At 35.2% G+C, this 233-nt stretch carries 1 pseudogene; it reads right to left on the bottom strand.

What is annotated here, in order from left to right:
• Positions 1 to 233, bottom strand: a pseudogene (locus tag SB775_RS34145) (sensor histidine kinase); the annotation flags it as partial.

The following is a 233-nucleotide window of genomic DNA, read 5'->3' as shown; positions in this document are numbered from 1 at the left end:
CCTAACTGAAGTAATCCTGATAAGACGAAAAGCTTATTTGTAAATTCATGTGTTTGAGCGCGTAAGTCCTCGGAATACTTTCTTACCTCAGATATTGTGTTCACAAGGTTTTGCAGTTCTGTTTTATCTCTAAAACTGCATACAACGCCTACCGTACTGTTATTTTCGAGTATTGGTGTCCTATTTAAAATAAACACTTTATTTTGAAACGCGATTTCTTGATCGTTTTCTAG

Source organism: Peribacillus sp. SIMBA_075, assembly GCF_046534585.1.
Note: the sequence above shows the minus strand (reverse complement) of the source record. Positions and strands in the feature narration are given on the sequence as shown.